Origin of the sequence: Desulfovibrio piger (assembly GCF_900116045.1) — a bacterium.
Lineage (GTDB): Bacteria > Desulfobacterota > Desulfovibrionia > Desulfovibrionales > Desulfovibrionaceae > Desulfovibrio > Desulfovibrio piger_A.
On record NZ_LT630450.1, the window covers coordinates 1,486,261 to 1,505,809 of the forward strand.

A 19,549-nucleotide genomic window follows, 5' to 3' on the forward strand; every position below is an offset into this window, starting at 1 on the left:
GCACCATGAAGAAAGCACTCATCACCGGCATCACCGGTCAGGACGGCGCCTATCTGGCGGAATTCCTTCTGAACAAGGGCTATGAGGTCCACGGCATCAAGCGCCGCTCTTCCCTGTTCAATACGGACCGTATCGACCATCTTTATCAGGGGCCGCACCAGAAAGGCCGCAAGTTCGTACTGCACTACGGGGATCTTTCCGACGCCGGCAATCTGATCCGCATCATGCAGGAAGTGCAGCCGGACGAGGTCTACAATCTGGCGGCCCAGAGCCATGTGCAGGTCTCCTTCGAATCGCCCGAGTACACCGCCAATGTGGACGCCCTGGGTACCCTGCGCCTTCTGGAGGCCATCCGCATGCTGGGGCTGGAAAAGAAGACCCGTTTCTATCAGGCCTCCACTTCGGAACTGTTCGGCAAAGTGCAGGAGATCCCGCAGACGGAGAAGACGCCCTTCTATCCCCGTTCGCCCTATGCCTGCGCCAAGCTCTATTCCTACTGGATCACGGTCAACTATCGTGAAGCCTACGGCATGTATGCCTGCAACGGCATCCTTTTCAACCACGAGTCCCCGGTGCGTGGCGAGACCTTCGTGACCCGCAAGATCACCCGTGCCCTGGCGCGCATCCTGCTGGGCCTGTCCTCCTGCCTCTACCTGGGCAACATGAACGCCAGGCGCGACTGGGGCCATGCCCGCGACTATGTGGAGATGCAGTGGCTCATGCTGCAGCAGGAACAGCCCGACGATTTCGTCATCGCCACGGGGCGCCAGTTCTCGGTGCGGGATTTCGTCAATGCCGCGGCCGCCGAGCTGGGCCTGAGCCTTGCATGGCAGGGGGAAGGCCTGGAAGAGACCGCCACCGTGGTGGCTGTTGACGCGGACAAAGCCGCGCTGGCCGCCCGGGGCAAGGCACTGACGATCCGTGTCAAGGAAGGGGACACCATCGTACGTGTGGATCCGCGCTATTTCCGTCCCACCGAGGTGGAGACCCTGCTGGGCGATCCGGCCAAGGCCAGGGAAAAGCTGGGCTGGAAGCCGCGTACCACCTTTGAGGCGATGGTGCAGGAAATGGCCCGCTACGACCTGGAGCTGGCCCTGCGCGACGCCGTGGTGGAGGACGCCGGTTTCACCAGCTTCAAGCACGAGGAATAGCAATGTATATGCTTAAAAAAATTAAACATAAAATAATACATCTGTTACGTAAATATCAGCCGTTTAATGCACTAATGTATTTTTATAATAGTCACGGGCGGTTACCTAACAAATCTTTACGAAAGTCAAGTTTCAACGATTTCTTATATTATAGAAAAAAACAACTTTGGAATGTAGACCTTTCAAAATATACTGATAAAATAAAGTGTAAGGAATATATAAAAGAGACGATTGGTCCTGGATATTGTGTCCCTATCCAAGGAATTTTTAACATTGCTGAAGATATTATTCCGAATAAATTAACATATCCATGTGTATTAAAAAGCAATCATGCTTCTGGACAAGTCATATTTCTTAATTCTCCTAATGATATTACAGATAGCGTTTTGCAGCAAGCTAATGCGTGGCTTAAAGTTGACTATTTCAAGCTATCTTCTGAACCCAGTTACAAAAATATAAAACCAAAGCTTTTTGTGGAGCCGATGCTTAATTTAGGTGCTGTTAGTGATTATAAATTTTTTTGTTTTTCTGGTATAGTAAAAGCTATTCAAGTTGATATCAATAGGTTTACTAATCATCAACGCTGCTATTATTCGAAATCCTGGGAAAAACTTAAATTTAGCTGCCACTTTCCACTATACCCTCTACCTCTGCCTCGACCGAATAAGCTTGATGAAATGATTCGTATTGCCGAAAAAGTCTCAAAGCGATTTATTTTTGTACGTATAGATTTATTTGAAACACCAGAAAAAATTTTTATGGGGGAAATGACGTTTTTTCCAGGTAATGGAACAGAGCAAATTTCTCCTGACTCCGCAAATATATGGCTTATGCAAGCCCTTAAGGAATCACCTAACCTTATTTAATCCGCTATGCAGAAAGACAAAAAATTTTTTGTGGCCGGACATCGAGGGCTTGTGGGCAGCGCCATCTGTCGCGCCCTGCGTCGTGCCGGGTATGAGAACCTGTGCGTTCGCAGCCACGCGGAGCTGGACCTGACAGAACAGCAGGCCGTGCGCGACTTTTTTGCCGCTGAAAAACCGGACTATGTCATTCTGGCTGCGGCCAAGGTGGGCGGTATCCACGCCAATGCCGCCTATCCGGCCCAGTTCATCTATGAGAACCTCCAGATCCAGAACAACGTCATCCATAGTGCCTGGCAGAACGGCGTAAAAAAATTCCTCTTTCTGGGCTCGTCCTGCATCTATCCCAAGCTCTGCCCGCAGCCCATCAAAGAGGAATACCTGCTCACCGGCGCCCTGGAGCCCACCAATGATGCCTATGCCCTGGCCAAGATCTCGGGCATCAAGATGTGCCAGGCCTATCGCAAGCAATACGGCTTTGATGCCATCAGCGCCATGCCTACGAACCTCTATGGCACAGGTGACAATTACCACCCGGAAAACAGCCATGTGATCCCGGCCATGATCCGCCGTTTCCATGAGGCCAAGATGCAGGGGCTTGCCCAGGTGAGCATCTGGGGTACAGGCACCCCCCTGCGGGAATTTTTGCACGCGGACGACATGGCCGATGCCTGTGTCTTCCTGCTGGAACATTATTCGGATTTCGAACATGTGAACGTGGGCAGCCAGCAGGAGATGACCATCATGGACATCGCCCGCCTGGTGGCACGCGTGGTGGGCTATGACGGCCAGATCCTCACCGATCCTTCCAAACCGGACGGCACGCCACGCAAGCTCATGGATTCCGGCCGGCTGTTCGGCATGGGCTGGCAGCCGCGGATCGATCTGGAAGAAGGGCTGAGGGCGGCCTATGCGGATTTTTGTACCAACTACCGCTAACAAGAGAACGTCATGCTGAAAGCCCAGCTCCTGGAGGCCTTTCAACGAATTTATTGCGTTCTGCCTCCAGCTTTGCAACGAAGCTTCTGGATCGTCATGGCCCTGACGATCGTCGTGGCTCTGGCAGAATTCGCTCTGGCTGGGGCAGTCTCTCTGCTGGGCGTTGTTTTGGCCTCTCCTCAAAGCATTGTGCAGCATCCCTTCATGCAGCAGCTGGTGGGCTGGCTGCCCGTACTGCGCCCGGCACTGGATGACCCCCGCTTGTTGCTGGCCCTGCTTCTCTGCCTGCTGTGCGGCACCACTCTGCTCAAGACCGTGATGCTGGCCCTGCTTACCTGGCGCCAGAGCCGCTACAGCCAAATGGTCAGCATGCATCTGGGCGTACGCCTGTTTCAGGGGTATATGCGCGCACCCTATATCTGGCACACTGGTCAGAAGATCAGTGATCTGATTACTATCCTGAACTGGCGTGCCAATACTGGCACATTTCTGTTCCAAAGCCTTCAGGTACTATCCCAGCTTCTGGTGGTAGCCACCTTGCTGATGGCAATCTGCTGTATGGCACCCCTGGCCGGGACGCTGGTGGTCAGTATCACCGGTTTGGCTGCAACAGGTATCTTTCGCTGCAGCCGTCGCTGGGTGCACAAATACAGCCAGCAATGCGCCAATGCCCAGCAGACTTCCATGAAACTTATCCATACGGGCCTCAACGGTATCCGGGATATCCTCATTTGTGGGCAACAGGAAAAGTTCATCGATCAATACGCCACTACGGAACAGCGTTATATGCAGGGACAGAGCGTGCTGCCGGTCTTTCCACCTTTACCGTCGTGGATACTGGAATTCGTAGGGATCTGCCTCTTGCTGGGCACTGCACTACTGCTGCACTGGCAGGAGGCTACCTTGGCCCATGTGAGCGCTACCCTGGCCCTATTGGCAGCCGTAGCCTGGCGCCTGCTGCCCATCATGAACCGTGTGGTACAGGGACTGCTTATCATGCAGCAACAGCTGCCCACGGTAGCCCCTATCCTTCAGAAGGTGCAGGAGGTTGAGGCACTGCCCTTGCCTGCTGCTGAGGAACGCCCCTGCCCCTTGCGGAAAGAAATCCGCTTCGAGCATGTCTGTTTTCGCTACCCCAATACCGGAGAAGGGCACAAGAATGCTCTGCAGGACATCAGCCTGCGCATCCCCAAGGGCAGCATGATCGGCCTGATCGGCCCCTCAGGCGCGGGCAAGAGCACCATCGTCAGTCTGCTCACCGGCCTGTACAGGCCTGGCAGCGGCAGGATACTGGTGGACGGACAGGAGCTGGACGACAGCCTGCGCGCGGGCTGGATGCGGAGCATTGGCTATGTGCCGCAAAGTCCTTTTCTGCTCAACGGCAGTCTGGCCGAGAACATCGCCTTCAGCCAGTGGGGCCAAAAGATCGACCGCCGGCGCGTGGAAGAATGCTGCCGCATGGCAGCTATAGACTTTCTTGATGACTTAGAAGATGGCATTGATACCATTATTGGAGAACGAGGCGTACGCCTTTCCGGTGGCCAGCTACAGCGTGTCTCAATTGCTCGTGCTCTCTATAGCCGACCGCAGCTTATTATTTTTGATGAGGCTACCTCAGCCCTCGACACAATGACTGAACATGATATTCAAAAAACAATTGAAAACCTTCGTAAGCAGATGACGGTTATCATTATTGCACACCGCTTAACAACAGTCGAAAAATGTGACTGGCTATACTGGATAAAAAATGGAGAAATCTATATGGCTGGCAACAGCAAAAATATATTAAAAAAATATACCTCAGACAAATTTTAATAGGAACATACAATGAACTATGCATTAGATCGAGAATACTGGATTGAGAGAACCCTCAAAAAAATCCCTGCAAATTCAAAAATTTTGGATGCCGGAGCTGGAGAGCTCGGCAAAAAAAAATATTGTTCACATTTACGATATGTATCTCAAGATTTTGCTCAATATGATGGCCAAGGGGATGGGCACGGTCTGCAAACAGATACCTGGGATCAGACAAAACTCGATATCATTTCTGATATAACAGCTATCCCTGTGGAGAGCGCTAGCTTTGATGCAGTGATGTGCATTGAAGTTTTCGAACATCTTCCTGATCCGCTGGCAGCTCTCCAAGAGTTTTCTCGAATCGTGCACTCTGGAGGATATCTTATTCTTACTGCTCCATTCTGTTCCTTGACACACTTTGCTCCCTATCACTTCATAACAGGATTTAATCGTTATTGGTATGAAAAACATCTCCCTACATACGATTTCGAAATCATTGAGCTCACTTCAAATGGCAATTTTCTTTCTTATCTGCATCAAGAGTTGAATAGAATTCCTTATATCGTAGAAAAATACAACCTATCCAAATTAAGTTTATTTGAAAAAATAGCCAAAAAAATTATCAATCGTTATTTACTAAAAAATATAGAAAAGGCACATCAGACCAACGAACTACTCTGTTTTGGTTACCAAATTTTTGCCAAGAGGAAATAATATGTTCCTGAAAATTATAAAAAAATTTTTTATCAATCCTATCCAGGAATGCAGTAAACGATATTATCGACTCTTTATTTTCATCATCGATTTTTTCAAGAAAAAAAATTCCCTGGAGGATGGACGTTTTTTGTGTAGGTGGAGAGATTGCTTCCCCTGTTTAGCTGATAATACAGGAACAACAGGATTCGATTATCACTATATCTATCATACAGCATGGGCCATCAGACAGATAAATAAATTTTCTCCCTCAAAGCATATCGATATTAGTTCATCACTGTACTTCGTGACTGCGTTATCTGCGTATCTCCCCACAGAATTTTATGACTATCGTCCTGCGCAAATTAAACTAAGTAATTTAAAAACAGATAAAGCTGATTTGCTTGCTCTTGATTTTGAATCAAATTCCATAGAAAGCATTTCATGTATGCATGTTCTTGAACATATAGGTCTTGAGCGTTATGGTGACCCTTTTGATCCTCAGGGAGATCTTAAGGCAATTTCTGAGCTTAAACGGGTCGTCAAACCTGAGGGAAGACTTTTTGTAGTTGTTCCTATGGGGGATATCTCAAGGATACAATATAATGCGCATAGGATATACTCTTATAATATATTTATATCATATTTCGATAATTTTATAATAAACAAGTTTTCATTCATAACAGATTCAGGAGAGTTTATAGAGTTTGCATCTCCCGATGACATATCTGGCCAAAAATATGGTTGTGGCTGTTTTGAACTGCAAAAAAAATCTACAGAGATGAGTATATGAGCCATATTACTGTTCAAATGTGTGGGGGGCTCGGCAACCAGATGTTCCAGTACGCCATGGGACGCGCCTTATCTTTACGGCATCACGTCCCCCTTATTTTGGATATCAGCTGGTTTTCAGGCCCTATGACAGGCTGCACTAAACGAAAATATCTACTAGATATTTTTCCCCATATAGCCTCTTCTAAAGATATATCATACTATAATCGATATGCTATACAAAAATGGAAAAGGATTGGAAAACGTATCCTCTCTTATTTTTTCCCTGCCGAATCAACTATCATACAACCGTATTTTGCTTATTGGCCACAAATAGAATTGGTAAATCCTCCTGCGTATTTATCCGGATACTGGCAAAGTGAAAAATTTTTTTCTCCATATACAATTAAAATTAAACAAGATTTTACATTTCCCACTTTACCTGAGGGAGAAGCGATTTTTTTAGCGCAAAAAATTAAAAGCGCGCCTGACAGTGTTGCAGTCCACATCCGGCGTGGCGATTATGTCACTGATAAGCGTGCTCAATCTTGTCATGGGAATATCCCGCTGTCATTTTATAAAGATGCACTAGACTATATCAAAGATATATATGGGGAAATAACTATTTTTGTTTTTAGCGATGATCCTGCATGGGTAAAGGAATATTTTGATTATAGAAAAAATATCCCCATTATTGTTAATTTAAATTTTTCAGATCATCCATATCATGATATGCATCTTATGTCTTTATGCAAGCATCACGTCATTGCAAACTCAACATTCTCTTGGTGGGGAGCTTGGTTAGGAACCCAGCAGGGCCTGACAATAGCTCCAGCTCAATGGTTTGCAGATGAAAAATTTGAAAAATACAAAGATATATTTTGTAAAGAATGGATTATCATGTAGAGGAATACTATGAGAATTCCTAAAATATCAGTTTTACTTCCAGTCCATAATGCAGAAAAATATTTGATAGAGTGCCTCGACTCTCTCATAACTCAAACATTCTCTGATTTTGAAATTATTGCTATTGATGATGCCTCTACAGATAATAGTCTTCATAGACTAAGAGATTATGCACAACGAGATAGCAGGATCAAAGTTTTTCATAACGAGACTAATCTAAAGCTTGCAAAAACACTAAATAAAGGTATTTGTCTTGCACAAGCCCCTCTTATAGCGCGAATGGATGCAGATGATATAGCTCTTCCCAAAAGGTTTGAGATTCAATATGAATTTATGAAAAATAATCCTGATATAGATGTCTGCGGCACCTGGGCCCAAGGTTTCTGCGAAACCAACAGGCGATACTCTGTACCAGTCGATCATGATACAATCTGCTCAGCCTTGCCTTTTTTTAACCCTATGATTCACCCTACTGTCATGATAAGGACAGATGTCGCAAGAAATAATCTTTATGATGAGACCTTTGATAGAAGCCAGGACTATGAACTTTGGGCGCGAATGTTACTTACTGGTACATCGAAATTCCATAACATCCCCAAAGTACTTCTTCTGTATCGCTATAAAGACAAGAAAAGTTCAAACTCGTTCTATTTAAATACAAAAATAAATATACTCTCAATGATTCTAAAAAATAATCTAACAGAGCATGATATTCTTATCAATGAAGCAATAAGCAATCAGGGCACCAATAGCAAGGATTATAGCACTCAGGAAATAAAGCAATGGCTTATTAAACTTATCGAATTTAACGCACAATCTAAAAAAATACAATCTAACAAATTAAATAAAATGGCAATTTTTATATTTATACAAAGCCTTATCAGGAAAAGAGGAATAAAAATTAAATCAATACTAAATACCCCTTTTATTACAAACAAATATAAAGAATTAACAAAATATATCATAAAAAAAATGATATACGAAATAAAAATACTTCACATATAGAATTATAAATTATATACATTTAATAAATATCACCCAACAAATATAAGCATAGAAGATAACATTAGTTTTGTACCCGATTCCTGTGCATGCTATAGATTCAAAGAGCCTGCCCATAACACTTACCCATAAAGACATCAATAATGACTATTCAAAAAATTAAAAGAAAAATAAAATAAAAACAGACTCACTACACAATATATTTTCCAGCCATGTAACAGGAAACGCAAAAATAAGTTATGTTTTAAAAAACACTCATCATATTATTGAAAAAATTAAATGACGCTTTTCTAGAAAAAATATATATACAATATAAAAAGGAAGCTTAGTGATGCAAGTTGCTGTTTTTGCCTTCAATCGTCCTGACTTGCTTCAGCGTACACTAGTAGCCTTGTCTATTAATGACTTGGCGAACAAAGCTGCACTGACGATCTTTTGCGACGGCCCCCGCCATGCAAAGGATGAACCGGGCACACGTGCTGTACGTGAACTGGCCCAAAAAGCCCAGGGCTTTGCCTCTGTGGAAGTGGTGGAACGGCCGAAAAACATGGGCTGCGCGGCTTCCGTTATCGATGGTCTGACAGAGATGTTCCGCCTGTATGAGCGATTGATAGTCATTGAAGACGATATTGTGACCTCGCCCTATACGCTGCGCTTCCTTTCCGCAGGATTGGCTCGCTATGCGGACAACGAAAAGGTCTTCAATATCGCCGCTTGGACGCCACCGCACATTGCCCGGAATTTACCTGCGAATTATCCTTACGATGTCTATGCCATCCCGCGCTTCAATTGCTGGGGCTGGGCTTCCTGGCGCGACCGCTTCCAATATATCGACTGGGACGTGAAGGATTATCAGACATTCAAAAATTCTCCGCAGCTGCGCAAGGCCTTCAATGCTGGCGGAGATGATCTCAGCTCCATGCTGGATGCCCAAATGGAAGGAAACCTCGATACTTGGGACATCCGTGTCGACTATGCCCGTTTCAAAAAAGATATGGTCGGCATAAATCCTGTACGTTCCTATGCGCTCAATATCGGCATGGGCAGTGGCACACACACAACTACGGCTACGGCGTATTGGGACAGTGATATCTCTCTGGCTGTGGAACATCCTTGTTTTATGGACGATGTTAGCGTGGATGCGCGCATCCTCGAAACCTACCTTGCCTGCTATAAAGGGCAAAAGCGTTCCCTGCCCGTGCGCGCTATCAATAAGCTGAGTCGTATGCTGTCAGGAAAAAATTTGATTCCTTAGCAAAAGATGTACATGAAAAACATCTTGCATATTAATACGCATGCTTCTGCAGGTGGCGCAGCAGTAGTCATGCAACGACTGGCTGATATGGTGCGGAGACAGGGGATGGCTTCTGCCATCCTGACCGGTGCTCCAGCCTTCGGGCAGGCACCTGATTTGAAGGCAGCCAAGTATACGGGACTCCATGCCTGGACGACCTGGCGAGGGCAACAGGACTATGGTTTTCAAAAAAATCATGCGCTCGTCCGCTCCTCGCTTTTTCAGCAAGCGGACATCATACACCTGCACAACCTGCACGGCGGCTACTTCAACCTTTGGTCCCTGCCTCTTCTTTCCGCGCTCAAGCCCACGGTCTGGACATTGCATGATATGCAGGCCCTGACAGGACATTGTGCACATTCTTTAGACTGTAAGCGCTGGCTGCCTGAAACTGGCTGTGGAAGCTGCCCGTCTCTCTCCGCGTATCCCCGTTTATGGCGTGATGCCACCCGGCAACTCTGGCAGGACAAGCGCACCATCTATACCCACAGTTCCCTGTATCTGGTGACTCCCTCTGTCTGGTTGCAGCGACTGACAGAAAAAAGCCTGCTCAAGGAGCAACCTTTGGTCTGCATCCCCAATGGAGCGGACACATCCATTTATCGCCCTCTAGACCAGCAGGAGGCTCGTCGTCTGCTTGGACTTCCCCAAGATGCCCTGCTGGTAGGTGGTTGTGCGGATGGAGGCCTGGCCAATCCCTGGAAAGGGGGGCGATATGCTCTGGAGACGATCCTGGAGCTGAAAAAAACATTCCCGAGCCTTTATTTCCTGAATATCGGCGTCAAAAGCACTCCTACGGAATTGCAGGGGGCTGGCTGGGTACAGCATATTCGCTATGTGCATGAGCCTGCCAAACTGGCTCGTCTGTATGCAGCACTTGATTTGCTCCTTTATCCGACACTGGCAGACAACCACCCTCTGGTCTGTATCGAAAGTCTGTGCTGTGGAACTCCCATTGTGGGCTTTGCTACAGGCGGCGTTCCAGAGATTGTCCGGGATGGGCTGGACGGCCTGCTGGTATCCACACATGACGGAACAGCATTGACAAAAGCCGCTGCAACATTGCTCCAAGATACTACCCTACGGGAAAAAATGAGCAAAGAAGCGGAGATCAGTGCCGCCCAACGCTTTAATTTGGAACTGTTTACCCAGCGTTATGAAAAGCTTTATGGAGAAGTCTTAGAGCGCCCACGCAGTCTTGAAAAAAGCCGTTTACCCTTGGATAAGGTTCCCAACATTGTCAAAAGTCCAGCCTTCATGCGGCAGGAATGGTCCAAATATCCACATCCCAGCAGGCAGCAGCAAAAAAAATTGCTTTCCCATGCTATTGCAGGGGGTATCTGCACCACCATTGGCACACTCGCTGGCTGGCCTTTGTTGGTTGCAGCCCTTTTCCGCTCCCTCTATCGTCGCTACCGGAACCGCTAATCATGCCTCCATTTTTCACTATCATCACATCAACCTACAATGCTGAAAAGGCCTTGCCGCCTTTGCTGGAGTCCTTGGCTTCCCAGACCTGTCATGACTTCAATTGGATCGTGCAAGATGGCAGTTCCTCAGATGCTACCATGCAAATCGTAGAACAGTACCGTAACCGCCTGCCGGAAATCCTTGCTGACAGCAGAAAAGATCGTGGCATTTATGATGCATGGAACAAGGCCCTTGATCAATGGCAAGCAAGACTTGGCAAATGGATCATTTTCATGGGAGCTGGTGATACATTCTGCCATCAAGACTCACTTAAAGAGGCCATGCATTACTTGGAACAACTCTCAGATGAGTATATCTATTATGCAGTACCTGTAGAGATTGTTCTTTGCTCTGGTGAGTTTCTGAATCAAGTTGCTCCGTCGAATAATCCATCGATTGATTTGAAAAATGGAATGTGTCTTCCCCATCAGGGACTTTTCCATAGACATGATATTTTCTCTAACAACAGGTACGATATAAGCTATTCAATTGCTGGAGATTATGATTTCGTTTGTCGCACCCTGACAAGAAACAATATTTGTTTTGGAAAAACAGCCTGTATTCGCATGTCTGTCGGGGGGGTCAGCTCTTCTCTTGCATATATGACTATAAGAGAAGCAGAGTTTTTCAACATTTCCCGGAAATTTTATTCCAGCAGTATTCCTCTGAAAATTATTGCCCGCTTTTCCTTCTGGAAATGCATTACCCTGATTTCTCATATTTTTGGGAAAAGAACAGCCTGCGCCGTTGCGGATATTCCACGCATACTGCAAAAAAAGCCTCGTCTTTGGTCGCTGGAACAATGTCCACCTTCTTTGCCGATCCTCCCCCCAAAGCCCCATCTCGCTCTCTGTATCGCCACGGTGGGCCGCGTCACGGAACTGGACAGACTGCTGACCTCTCTGGAACAGCAGACCTGTACGGCCTTCCACATCTATCTTGCCGACCAGAATGCACCCGGTACGCTGGATGCCATGTTACAGAAGCATGCGGACCTGCAGATAACCCGTATCCTGCTGCCATCAAGGGGCGTTTCCACCGCACGTAATGCCCTTCTTTCACTCATTGGAGAAGAAGAGTTTATCATCTTCCCCGACGATGACTGCTGGTATGCCCCTGATACTCTGGCCCAGGTTGCAGAAGCATTCCAGCGTCATCCCCAGGCCGGAACTGTGATGGGGAAAAGTATTGATACATCCCCGGTTTCTCCTCCCTGTGGCCAGGATACTCCCGTGAGTCAAATCGGGACTTTTAAAAATGGAGAAACATATCTACAATTCTTCCGGGCCGAAGTCGTAAAAGACCTCCGCTTCGATCCCCGCCTTGGCCCCGGTACAGGCCTTCCCTATGGTTGTGGTGAAGATACGGACTATCTGCTGGAAGCGCACAAGCGTGCTCCTGTCTGGCGCTGCCCGTCCATCAGGGTCTTCCATCCCTCGCCGGATACGCATGTGCCGTCTGATGCCAAGATTGCCAGCTACGCGGCCGGCCGCATGTATCTGCTCAAGAAACATGCCTTCCCGCTCTGGTTCCGCTGTGCCAATGTACTCTATCCCTTGTGCATGCTGCCGCTGGATGCATTGCGCAAAGGCCGCAAGGCCGCACGGTATCGCTGGCGCATGTTCGTGGAGCGGCTTCGCCATTTTTCATCATGACATGAAGGAAAAGCCACCCGGTAACGGGTGGCTTTTCCACACTGCTGCCGCAACACGCTGAAGCATACATAAAAAACTCGCCTCCCCCACTCTCCCGGCCCTTCTCTCCCCTGCTTTTCCCCGCCGCCGTCACCAAGTTGTAACAAAACCTGCCTACACAGAATAGGCCTCATTCTCAGACTATTCCGCAGGAGACAGGACGTGGAAAGCATCTTTCTGCTCATACTGGTATTTCTGGCCATCCTGGCCGCCGTGGACCTTTTCGTGGGCGTCAGCAATGACGCCGTCAACTTCCTCAACTCGGCCATAGGCTCGCGCATCGCCAGCTTCAAGGTCATCATGGTGGTGGCCAGCATCGGTGTGCTGCTGGGCTCCACCTTTTCCAGCGGCATGATGGAGATCGCCCGCAGCGGGGTCTTCAATCCCGAGATGTTCACCTTCAACGAGATCATCATCATTTTCTTCGCCGTGATGATCACCGACGTCCTGCTGCTGGACGCCTTCAACTCCATGGGCCTGCCCACCTCCACCACCGTGTCCATCGTCTTCGAGCTGCTGGGCGGTGCCGTGGCCGCGGCCCTCATCAAGATCTCCACCTCGGACATCCTGCTCTCCCAGCTGGGGGACTTCATCAACAGCCAGAAGGCCCTGGCCATCGTGTCCGGCATCCTCATCTCCGTGGTGGTGGCCTTCGTGGCCGGGGTGGTGGTGCAGTACATCACCCGCCTGATCTTCACCTTCCACTATGAGCGCATGTACCGCCGCATCGGCGGCATCTTCGGCGGCCTGTCCCTGACGGCCATCTTCTATTTCCTGATCATGAAAGGCGCCAAGGGCGCGTCCTTCATGAAGCCGGAATATCTGGCCTGGATCAATGCCCACACCCTGCCCATCCTGCTGGTGCTGTTCGCGGGCCTGAGCGTGGTGCTGCACCTGCTCATGGTGCGCCGCGGCGTCAATATCTTCAAAATCGTCATCCTGGCCGGCACCTTTGCCCTGGCCTTCGCCTTTGCCGGCAACGACCTGGTCAACTTCGTGGGCGTGCCCCTGGCCGCCTGGGAAAGCTGGCAGCAGTTCACCGCCAGCGGCATGGCCGCCGATGCCTTCACCATGGAGGGCCTGCGCAAGGCCGTGCAGACGCCCACCTTCTACCTGCTGCTCTCCGGCCTGATCATGGTGCTGACCCTGTGGTTCTCCAAAAAGGCCCACCGCGTGGTGCAGACCTCCATCAACCTGAGCAGCAGCACCCGCGGCGATCAGGAACAGTTCGGCTCCTCCCTGCCCGGCCGCCTCATCGTGCGCGCGGGCCTGAGCGCCAGCAAGACCCTGCACCAGATCCTGCCCCATTCGCTCTTCACCGCCCTCGAAAGCCGCATGCGGCCCGTGGAGCAGGTCAAGGGCGCGCCCGTGCTGCCCTTCGACCAGGTGCGTGCGGCCATCAATCTGGTGGTCTCCAGCATCCTCATCGCCTCGGCCACGTCCCTCAAGCTGCCCCTGTCCACCACCTATGTGACCTTCATGGTGGCCATGGGCTCCTCCTTCGCCGACGGCGCCTGGAACCGTGAGAGCGCCGTCTACCGCATCTCCGGCGTGCTGGCCGTCATCAGCGGCTGGTTCCTGACCGCCATGTGCGCCTTCAGCGCCTGCGCCCTGGTCACCTGGGCCCTGTTCGAGGGCGGCAGCGTGGTGGCCGTCATCTTCATGCTGGTGGCCGTGGTCAGCCTGGTGCGCTCCAACTTCTTCGGCAAGAAAAAGGAAGAGAGCAGCTTCGACATCGTGGCCGACAACACCGACAAGGACAGCATCCGCGCCAATATCGGCGCCTCGGTGGACGAAAGCATCGATACCGCCGTACGCCTGATGCGCGAGGGCCTCACCGCCTTCCAGGCCGAGGACGAGAAGGTCCTGAACCGCTGCAAGAACGAAGCCGTGAACCTTTTCGAAGACATCTCGCGCTCCCGCGGTTCCTACTACCGCATGGCCCTGCGCGGCGGTGGCGACGATCTGGACAACGAGGCGCGGCATATCTACTACCGCATCTTCAACGGCATGAAGGAACTGAGCCACGAACTGCGCTCGGTGCTGGGCATGTCCGCCAACCACATCGCCAACCGCCACCGCCCCTACAGCGGCGCGCTGGGCGACAATCTGGCACAGATGCTGGGCATCCTGGAAGACGCCGCCCGCCACTTCCGGGCCTATGCCGCGGGCGAAGGCTCCCGTGCCGAGCTCTCGGCCTATGCCGACCACTGCTCTTCCCGCATCAGCAAGATCCAGATCGAGCTTTTGCAGCGCATCGACACCGAAGGCCTGTCCATGCGCAGCAGCGACCTGTATCTGAACTACCTGCAGTTCGCCCGCGCCTTCATCAACCGCTTCACCATCGTGGCCCTGCTGGAACGCGACCTCAACGACGCCTGCCGCCGCAACGCCGCCCGCAGGGAAAAAGATACGACAACCGCTTCGGCCCAGGCCTGAGGCCGGACACAGACGAAACGGACATCGACGGAAGGGGCTTCTCCCGCATGAGAAGAGAGGCCCCTTCCTCCCGGTCCTCACCCTTCGTAGCGCATTTTTCAGACAGGACGGCATCCCGCCCGGTTGCAGACATGCCGTGCCCCTCCCGATGACAGTCCCGGAAGCCTGTCGCCCGTCGGGAATGACGAAGCCCTCCGCATGGAGGGCTTTTTGTGGCCTGCACTCACCAAATCTGCTGTTCGCCATCTGCCCGATTTGTCCGACATGGACGACCGCCCGGACCACTGTCCATTCACTGGGAATGTCTCATATGGCCATCGGCATTCAGGCTATATCCTGACGGCTGTGGAACGCAAAAACGGCTTCCCCATGGCGGCATTTGGCCGGACACGACATGTGGAGTGCCTCTCTTCCTGCCTGAAAGGGCTTTCCTGCGTCCCCGCACCCTACCGGCATACCTTGACCTGTGGCAGGGGCAAGGAATTCCTCGGCTTCCGGCAGGTCAATGAGGCCCTCCAGGGAAAACGTTGCTCCCGCCATCCGGGCTGTCCGGGGGAACGTGCGCTGCACGAACAGGGCAACGGCCTGTTGCGGCGGTTCTTTCCCCGAAGGAGGGATTTTTCCCGGCTGACCAATAAAGAGACAGCAAGGGCGGTGGCTCTCATAAACCACCGCCCAGGAAAGAGGTCCGGTCATCTTTCGACTGCCGGGCAGCCGCGGGAAAAGGGCATCCTGCTTGCGGTGTGCGGCAAAAAATGCCTTTGCCGACCTGCCACAAAAAACGCCCCTCTCCCGTTCAACGCCGCCATATTGCCGGCACTTATTCGTCGTCGCCGGCGGTCTCGCCATCGTCGTAAGGATTGGCGCCGCTTTCGGCAAGGCGGGCCTGGCGGGCGGCTTCCTGCTTGCGCTGGCGGGTGCCCAGGGGCCGGCTGTATTCAAAGTCGGCGCTGCGTTCCTGATGGCGGCAGAAGATGAGGAAGCCGGTATGGGCGTTCATGCGGTCTTCGGGGCGCAGGCGGTCAGCCACGGGCTTCCAGTTGCGCATGAGGATCTCGCAGACTTCGATATCGGCGAAGGGGCCCTTTTCCAGCCCCATGAGCAGCTTGCTGACCTGGTCCACGGTGGGCACGAGGAAGCCGAACGTGGCGCCGGGCTTCACGGCCTTGACGGCGTGGTCGAGGTATTCCCAGGGGGTGCGCACGTCAAGGAAGAGGGCATCGGCGTTGTCGATGCAGAAGCCGTCGGCGATGTCGCGGTGGACGATCTCCACATTGTCGCCCACGCCGGCCCATTCGAGGTTGCGGCGGGCCAGTTTCATGAATTCTTCGCGGGCCTCGTGGCTGACGACGCGGCCGGTGGGGCCGCAGAACCAGGAAAGGCCGGTGGTCAGGCCGCCGGAGCCGCAACCGGCCTCGATGATGGTACGGCCGGGACCGGCGCCGAGGCGCAGGCAGATGTAGGCGATATCCTTGGGATAGATGATCTGCGTCTGGCGCTTGAGGCCCTTGAGGCGGTCGTGCAGGGTGGCTTCCAGCACACGGATGGGGATATCCAGGCTGGTGCGCACTTCGCTGCCGAAGCTGGCGTCGTGTACGGCTTCGGCGCTGAGGACGCCGTCGTTGCTGTGCCAGTCCTGACCTTCCTCAAGGCGCTTGATGTAGCGCCGGTCCTTGTTGGGGGTGACGTAGACCACCAGAGAGCCGTAGGGGATCATGTGTTTCCTTGTGGTTGGAGTGGATGGGGGCAGGGCGCGGGCGCTGCCCGGAAAGGGGCGCCGCGGGGCAGGAGCTGCCGGGCGGCCGGGGCCTTTCGTGAGCGTTCAGGCCTGCCCGTCCGGGAAAAGGCGGGCAGGGCGGATCCGTGACGTGCGGCGGCGCGGACCGCAGCCTGGCTGCGGGGGCTTCGTGCGTGTACGTCAGGCGGGGCCTCCTTCCGGCGGACGGAGGCCCCGCGGTGGGTGCGTGTGCCGCGTGGGGGAGCTGCTCCCCTGCCGGGGGAGCGACCTTCCCGGACAAAGCGCATCCGGGGAAGGCCCCCCGCAAGCATCGCGGCGGCGCGGCGCTAGAACATCTGCCGCATGAGGTCCTCGCCGCCGCCGGAGGTATCGGGGGCCGCCGGGGCACTGCTGCCCGTGGCCGGGTCCTCGCTGGCATTGTCGATGGCCGAGAGGCCGGGACCGGGCACGCCCTGGAAGGCCAGGCCGTCCTGCATGGTGATGCCGGGCGGCATGATGAAGTCCTGGGGCTGGTCCTTGTACAGGTCCTCGATCTGGCTGCGGTAATAGCGGAAGATGGGGGCCGCGGTACGGCCGCCCTGCTCCTGCTTGCCCAGGGACTGGAGCTGGTCGAAGCCCACATAGACGCCCGTGACCAGAGAGGGCGAGAAGCCCACGAACCAGGCGTCGTTCTCGTCGTTGCTGGTGCCGGTCTTGCCGGCGATGACGTGCCCTTCCACACGGGCGCGGCTGCCGGTGCCGGAGTTGACCACGTTCTTGAGCAGGGTGGCCATCTGGTAGGCGTTCTGCGGGGTGAGGGCCTGCCAGTGCTGGATGTCCTGCCGGTAGAGCTCGCGGCCGTTGTTGTCGGTGATGGAGGTGATGATGCGCGGGCGCACGCCCAGGCCCTGGTTGGCGAAGGCGGCGTAGGCCTGCGTCAGGTTGAGGGGCGAGACGGCCACGGCGCCGAGGCTGATGGACAGTTCCTGCGGGAAGTGGGGCTCGAGGCCCAGCATCTTGGCACGCTGGATGACGTTGCTGATGCCAACCTTGTGGGCCAGGCGCACGGTGCAGGTGTTGCGGGAAAGGGTCAGGGCCTCATAGAGCGGCATGATGCCGCGGAAGTTCTTTTCGTAGTTGCCGGGCCGCCAGACTTCGTTGGTGTAGGGGTTCACATAGACGAAGGGGCCGTCCAGCACCGAGGACGTGGGCGTGAAGCCGAAGTCCAGGGCCGTGGAGTAGACCACGGGCTTGAAGCTGGAACCGGGCTGGCGCCGGGCCTGGGTGGCACGGTTGAAGTGGCTGTCGCCGAACTGGTAGCCGCCGATGAGGGCCACCACATCGCCGCTCTGGGTCTCCACGGAAGCCAGGGCCCCCTGCACCAGCGGCTCCTGCTGGAGGAGCAGGGTGATGGGCTTTTGCGGCGAGGCCGTGGCGGCATCGAAATCCACGGTCCTGGTGGCGGGCTTGCCCTTTTTGCCGCCCTCGGCCTGGACGGTCACGGGCGCGGCCGAGACCATGATCAGGTCGTTGACGTGCAGCACCTTGCGGGCGTCGCGCACGGCGGGAGCGCCCCAGCCGGAGATCTTGCGGTTGGGGGTACGGGCCCAGGACATGTTGGCCACGGGGATGTAGCCGGTATAGCCCTTGCCCAGCAGGACACGGGCGCCCTTGGCGTCCACGGCCGTGACCACGGCCTGCACCCAGGCCTTGCCCATGAGGTCGGCAGGGGCAAAGGTGCTTTTTTCAGTAAATTCGGTCACCTCCGCAGGGGAGAGCTTCTTGACCGGGCCGCGCCAGCCCTGGCGCTTGTCCAGCTCTTCCAGACCGCGGCGCAGGGCCGCGCCCGCGGCGTCCTGCTGCACGGGGTCCATGGCGGTACGCACGGTGAGGCCCGCGGTATAGACGTATTCCTCGCCGCTCTTCAGGGTATCGATGCCCAGGGTGCGCAGGTTCTCCTCGGTGAAGAATTCCACCAGCAGGCGGCGGGCTTCCTCGAAATACCATTTGGAGGCCCCGCCGCGGTTCTCGGGCATGCTCCAGTAGACCAGCGGCTCGTTGATGGCCTGCTGGTACTGCTCCTCGGTGATCCACTTGAGGGTGCGCAGGCGGCCGAGGACGTACATCTGGCGGGCCTTGGCGGCATCGGGATGCCGGAAGGGGTTGTAGCGGCTGGGGGCCTGGGGCAGGCCGGCGATGACGGCGCTCTCGGCCAGGGTGATGTCGGAAGCGTGCTTGCCGAAATAGGTCCGGGCCGCGGCCTCCACGCCGTAGGAATGCTGCCCCAGATAGATATAGTTGAGGTAGGTCTGGAGGATGTCGTCCTTGCTGACGGTGTGTTCCAGCCGGTAGGCCAGGATGGCCTCCTTCATCTTGCGGGTGTAGCTGCGTTCCGAACTCAGCAGGAGCTGCTTGATGATCTGCTGGGTGATGGTGCTGCCGCCCTGCTGGCCGCCGCCGGCGGCCTTGTTGCGCAGGTTGTAGATGAAGGCGCGCGCGATGGCCACGGGATCGACGCCGTGATGCTGGTAGAAGGAATCGTCTTCCGCGGCCAGGAAGGACATGGGCAGCCAGGGGGACATCTCCTTGAGGGTGATGCTGTAGCGTTTTTCCGTGGCGAGGGTGCCGATGATGGAACCGTCACGGGCTAGGATGACCGTGGCCTGCGGGGCTTCGTAACCGGTAAGGCGTTCCAGGTCGGGCAGGTCGCGCGAGGCCCAGTAGAACAGGCCGGCCACGGCGGCGCAGCCGAGGATGCCCAGCGTGAACAGCAGACCGAAGGACCAGAGGAAGACTTTTTTTACGTTCATGGC

The 19,549-nt window shown here is 53.4% G+C and carries 14 protein-coding genes; 12 read left to right on the forward strand and 2 right to left on the reverse strand.

The genetic code is table 11. The annotated features are described in order from the left end of the window. Positions 1-5 precede the first annotated feature (5 nt). From gmd to DESPIGER_RS06955, 12 genes are all read left to right on the forward strand, one after another. Positions 6-1,151, forward strand: coding sequence for a GDP-mannose 4,6-dehydratase (gene gmd, locus DESPIGER_RS06900; RefSeq protein WP_072334788.1), 1,146 nt, complete (start codon positions 6-8; stop codon positions 1,149-1,151). A gap of 2 nt (positions 1,152-1,153) precedes the next feature. Beyond that, entirely contained in the window at positions 1,154-2,017 is an 864-nt protein-coding gene (locus DESPIGER_RS06905) for an ATP-grasp fold amidoligase family protein (RefSeq protein WP_072334791.1), read from the forward strand. A gap of 6 nt (positions 2,018-2,023) precedes the next feature. Continuing rightward, positions 2,024-2,953, forward strand: coding sequence for a GDP-L-fucose synthase (fcl, locus tag DESPIGER_RS06910; protein WP_072334792.1), 930 nt, complete (start codon positions 2,024-2,026; stop codon positions 2,951-2,953). A gap of 12 nt (positions 2,954-2,965) precedes the next feature. Continuing rightward, complete coding sequence (locus DESPIGER_RS06915; protein WP_072334795.1) at positions 2,966-4,768, forward strand: ABC transporter ATP-binding protein; 1,803 nt, start codon at positions 2,966-2,968, stop codon at positions 4,766-4,768. A gap of 12 nt (positions 4,769-4,780) precedes the next feature. After that, positions 4,781-5,464, forward strand: coding sequence for a class I SAM-dependent methyltransferase (locus DESPIGER_RS06920; protein WP_072334799.1), 684 nt, complete (start codon positions 4,781-4,783; stop codon positions 5,462-5,464). A 1-nt stretch (position 5,465) separates the two neighbouring features. Next, on the forward strand, positions 5,466-6,236 hold the full coding sequence (locus DESPIGER_RS06925; RefSeq protein ID WP_072334802.1) for a DUF268 domain-containing protein: 771 nt from the start codon (positions 5,466-5,468) through the stop codon (positions 6,234-6,236). Then, positions 6,233-7,120: an alpha-1,2-fucosyltransferase gene (locus DESPIGER_RS06930; protein ID WP_072334805.1), complete on the forward strand. Its 888-nt coding sequence runs from the start codon at positions 6,233-6,235 to the stop codon at positions 7,118-7,120. The genes DESPIGER_RS06925 and DESPIGER_RS06930 overlap by 4 nt, the downstream gene beginning before the upstream one ends. Before the next feature lie 9 nt (positions 7,121-7,129). After that, the gene (locus tag DESPIGER_RS06935; protein WP_072334807.1) at positions 7,130-8,125 is read left to right on the forward strand and encodes a glycosyltransferase family 2 protein; all 996 of its coding nucleotides are present in this window, start codon (positions 7,130-7,132) and stop codon (positions 8,123-8,125) included. Positions 8,126-8,453: 328 nt separating this feature from the next. Then, positions 8,454-9,377: a hypothetical protein gene (locus tag DESPIGER_RS06940; RefSeq protein WP_072334810.1), complete on the forward strand. Its 924-nt coding sequence runs from the start codon at positions 8,454-8,456 to the stop codon at positions 9,375-9,377. A 12-nt stretch (positions 9,378-9,389) separates the two neighbouring features. Further along, on the forward strand, positions 9,390-10,844 hold the full coding sequence (locus DESPIGER_RS06945; protein WP_162273853.1) for a glycosyltransferase: 1,455 nt from the start codon (positions 9,390-9,392) through the stop codon (positions 10,842-10,844). 2 nt (positions 10,845-10,846) lie between these two features. Continuing rightward, positions 10,847-12,541: a glycosyltransferase family 2 protein gene (locus DESPIGER_RS06950; protein WP_072334815.1), complete on the forward strand. Its 1,695-nt coding sequence runs from the start codon at positions 10,847-10,849 to the stop codon at positions 12,539-12,541. Positions 12,542-12,742: 201 nt separating this feature from the next. After that, complete coding sequence (locus DESPIGER_RS06955; protein WP_072334818.1) at positions 12,743-15,019, forward strand: inorganic phosphate transporter; 2,277 nt, start codon at positions 12,743-12,745, stop codon at positions 15,017-15,019. A gap of 820 nt (positions 15,020-15,839) precedes the next feature. Here the strand turns inward: DESPIGER_RS06955 and DESPIGER_RS06960 are convergent. Continuing rightward, on the reverse strand, positions 15,840-16,736 hold the full coding sequence (locus tag DESPIGER_RS06960) for a tRNA (adenine-N1)-methyltransferase (protein WP_072334820.1): 897 nt from the start codon (positions 16,734-16,736) through the stop codon (positions 15,840-15,842). A 347-nt stretch (positions 16,737-17,083) separates the two neighbouring features. Next, a complete protein-coding gene (locus tag DESPIGER_RS06965; RefSeq protein WP_072334823.1) occupies positions 17,084-19,546 on the reverse strand; it encodes a penicillin-binding protein 1A in 2,463 nt (820 codons plus the stop codon). Between the last annotated feature and the right edge of the window lie 3 nt (positions 19,547-19,549).